Annotated in this window: 2 protein-coding genes; both read left to right on the forward strand. The window is 38.7% G+C overall.

Going from position 1 to position 3,841, the window contains the following annotated elements; all coding sequences use genetic code 11:
- Positions 1-1,586 precede the first annotated feature (1,586 nt).
- The gene (locus ACVBEG_RS26710; RefSeq protein WP_447108490.1) at positions 1,587-1,742 is read left to right on the forward strand and encodes a hypothetical protein; all 156 of its coding nucleotides are present in this window, start codon (positions 1,587-1,589) and stop codon (positions 1,740-1,742) included.
- 947 nt (positions 1,743-2,689) lie between these two features.
- Complete coding sequence (locus ACVBEG_RS26715; RefSeq protein ID WP_447108491.1) at positions 2,690-2,911, forward strand: hypothetical protein; 222 nt, start codon at positions 2,690-2,692, stop codon at positions 2,909-2,911.
- The last annotated feature ends 930 nt before the right edge of the window (positions 2,912-3,841 follow it).

Genomic DNA, 3,841 nt, shown 5'->3' on the forward strand with positions numbered 1-3,841 from the left:
AAAATACTGGGCTTGGTGGGATGAAAACTCAATTTATCTTGCGCCAACGCCGGATGCAACAGCGTAGAACAGCAGAAGACAGGATTATCACCAACAAGACTATCTAGTTCCAGATAACGCTGTCCGCGAAATAATGCCCCATTGGCATTGCTTTACGGAAGTCTTGCAGAAGCCTTCAAATTCTTGAAGGACATGAGTGCGGTAATGACTGGTATTATATGAACAATCATATCAACGTGCCATACAGGAGTTGATGATAGAGCAAGGAGAGGCATCGAAGAGATGAATATATGCATGGTGAATTAAATATGAAGGCATGGTAACACAAACAACCATATACAACACATGGCAAATACCAAAGCTGTTGTAGGCTCATACATGGAAATTCTTGTTTATAAATGTATGCACCTCAAGGACAGGAGAGTAACGCTTCCCACAACTTGCACCACACCATCCAATTGTTTCTCAGGTGTTTTAATTATCTGCCTATTCCGCTACAAATGAAGTTCTAATTCAAGGAAATGATGTGGGGGTGGTTTGTTAACAAATGTGATGCTAATAAGCTGGGTCACTGCTATTACTGATTTTTCTATGTATCATTTACATCAGCAACAATCACAGCAAGAGCCGCATTAATTTATAAAGTAGTATGAATCTAATAAGGCGATATGCGTATTGGACTTTGGTGGTGATAAGACATCAACAAGTGGAACATTTACGTTTCAATTTCCGGCTGCTCATCAGAATGCTATTTTACGATTACAGCGTAGGAGATAATATATGGCTTTAAAGCGTAACGATAGAGTCAAGGAAACTTCGACAACAACAGGAACAGGTATGCTGAAATTGGAAGTGGTGCTGTTTCATCGTTTGAGACATTTGTTGCGGGAATCGTGATGGCAATACAACTTATTATGCCATTGTCAATCAAGATGAATGGGAAACGCCTTGGAAATTGGGAAGAATGCCGTCTACGGACACACTGGGCAATAATGGCATCCACAAGTTCAAACAGTGATAGTGCCGTTGTTTCAGCGCCTGGGCATGAAGATGTATTTTATCTTCTCACAAAATACCATTTCTCATGAAGATGATTTACTCTTGAAGGTGTGGTGGTACTCACTATTCCTTAAAAGTTGATGCACAAACAAGTGATGGTGTCATTCACACCATGCTGCTGCCACACTAGGATTCTTTAGGTTTATTATCAAACGATGATAGCACAAACAAATTATACTTTGTCTAGGCCACCAAGGTGGCGAATACATAAGTGGTGATGCAAACTGACTTGACCATAGCGTCAGGCGCCAAGATTAACTAAAAATGGCAGCATTTGACGTTGTCATTCAGCAGATGTAGGAATAACATTTGGCAGTGGTGAAAAGATTGAAGGGAGTACAGATTTAACAGTAACCTCTGGTGCTGACATTAACTTACAGCAACATCAGCATGAACATACCGTCAGGTGTTGGAGTCACTTTTGGTGAATGATGCTGAAAAATAGAAGGTGATGGCACTGATTTAACTATTAGTGGTAACACTATTAATTTAACAGCAACAGAGTACGTGGCACTTGCTGTAAAAGCATGGTTCAATTGCAGGTACAGAAAAAATTCAACGACATGGAATGGACTAATCAATTACAAAAGACTGCTGGTGGAGGTGATATTAATATAGGTTCTGCCAAGCGTAACATTTTGGTGATTATGGAGAAAAATACAGGTGTGATGGAATTAATTTAACAATCGCTTCCAGTAATTTATTAAATTTAACAGCAACGACAGATATTGTTGTTCCCACAAATGTAGGACTTCATTTTAGAGATTCGGCTCAACAAAAAATCCAATCTGATGGAACAGACTTTACATTTAATTCTGGAAATGATATTAACTTAACAGCAACAACCGATATTAATGTTCCATCAAATGTTGGAATGACATTCTGGATGACGGAGATAGAAAATCTGAGGAAGAGAGTGCTTTGATTTAACCATTTCTGGAAATACTGTAAACTTGGATTTAGTATGAACCATACATTTTCAATAGAGGAAAAGCAATGGTACTAGGATTTTAGGAACATGGAGCTTACCAAAAGTACACGAAGCCTACCTGTTCAAATTGATAAGTTAAGTTGATAGATGGGACAAGTGGTCACACTTACACCATTCTATCAATTTCAATTTGTGAAACGGCAGGTGTGGATAACATTTGACCCAACACGTTGATGATGATGATGGTGGGCATAGACTATTACTATTTATAAAACACAAGCATTAGTGGTAATGACTTTCGTGCATAATGATAATACAGTTATTGAAGGTACAGACATGCTAGGTTTTATAACTGGTTCATCAGCAGATGTTGATGTTTGGCGGAGTTAGCTATTGGACCAAACATTATAGGAGGAAGTTATGAGTGGAATTATAGGTAGCCGCCTTAATAGAAGACTGGAATGAGGTGGAAGTTTTAGCAGACGGCAACTTCTTAACATCAGCCGGTGCAGGGCAGGAAATAGTTTTTGAAACTGCAACTGCTGCTGCTGTAAACGGTACTTGAACAATGCTCAGACAAGCGGTATTAGTTACTGAAGGTTTATTATTATACAACTTTATGCAGAAGCAAATTTAACTTTATCAGTTTTATTAACTTCATTGGTAGATAATAGTTGTGTTGATATGATGCAGGACACGATGAGAAATTCTTTGGTAATGCTGCTAGTGCCTGAATATGTTATGGAGACTTCCGCTGATGATTTGATTCTTGGAGGTGGCGCAGGTTCTTCATCATCGTCACATGGTCAATTACTTTGGAAAGCAATAGCAGTTACATCTACTGCGGCTGAAATTAATTTAATTAATGGCGCACTTTGCGGCAATACTGGTCGTAGCAAGTGTGCATGGTATCCTAATTAATGATGCCGGAACAATGGCAATGACCATAATGCTGAGTATCAACTTACTTTGTGAACGATAATGTCGTGAACATTGTACAACTGGTGATTATACTTTAGGTTCATAACTTAGGTTTTGGTGCTATTGATATGGATTTTCAAATACACCAAGCGCCACCAGGACAAACTGCTTTGGTAAATCTGATGCTTCCGTGTTACTAGGAACAACTGGACCAAAATTTTAACTATGTTTTTCTTACTGATAGCGCTGTTATAAATTTTGGTGATGACCAAGGAGCACAACTTTAACATACTATGGAACAGGATTAACTTTAACTGTCCAAGCAAATAAGTATGCTTTAATGACAACTCCCAAGTTCTTGTATGTTAAGTGCTACATTTATTATCACTAGAACAAGTGGACTAGAGATCCATGGAGAATGACACTGACATAGATATTAATGGTACTGTGCAGTGTTTCTGGTAGACTCACCAACCAACCCAGCCATGGCTGTTAATATTGCCGGTAAACAAACTATATGGGTCCACAGTACTCGATTACACCAATGGTATCTAAATGGCTGTGCCACAGGAACAACAGGCAGAAATAGAGTAGGATGAGTATTAGAATGTTTAATATTTTAAATCATGGTTCCACCAACATGATATCTTTGGCCTGGATCCCCTGAAATCATGGGAATTTAAGGAACAGTTACTTTCCAAGGATTTGGTGACCGCATGCGCACAGACACACGGGCTCTGGCATCAGTGTCGCAATGCTGACTTCTGCATCATGTCACGGACAGTATTGTTGTTAGTGGTTGGTGTCTGTGCCACTGTCATGCTGAGATGTTGGTTGGTGGCAGCTCCTTTTTTTTTTTTTTTTTTTTTTTTTTTTTTTTTTTTTTTTTTTTTTTTTTTTTACACCTACACCTACACCTACACCTACACC

Source organism: Pseudomonas sp. GG8 (genome assembly GCF_052976945.1).

Coding starts and splice junctions, on each gene's coding strand:
- ACVBEG_RS26710 (WP_447108490.1), top strand. CDS start 1,587: ATGGTTCAATTGCAGGTACAGAAAAAATTCAACGACATGGAATGGACT.
- ACVBEG_RS26715 (WP_447108491.1), top strand. CDS start 2,690: ATGAGAAATTCTTTGGTAATGCTGCTAGTGCCTGAATATGTTATGGAG.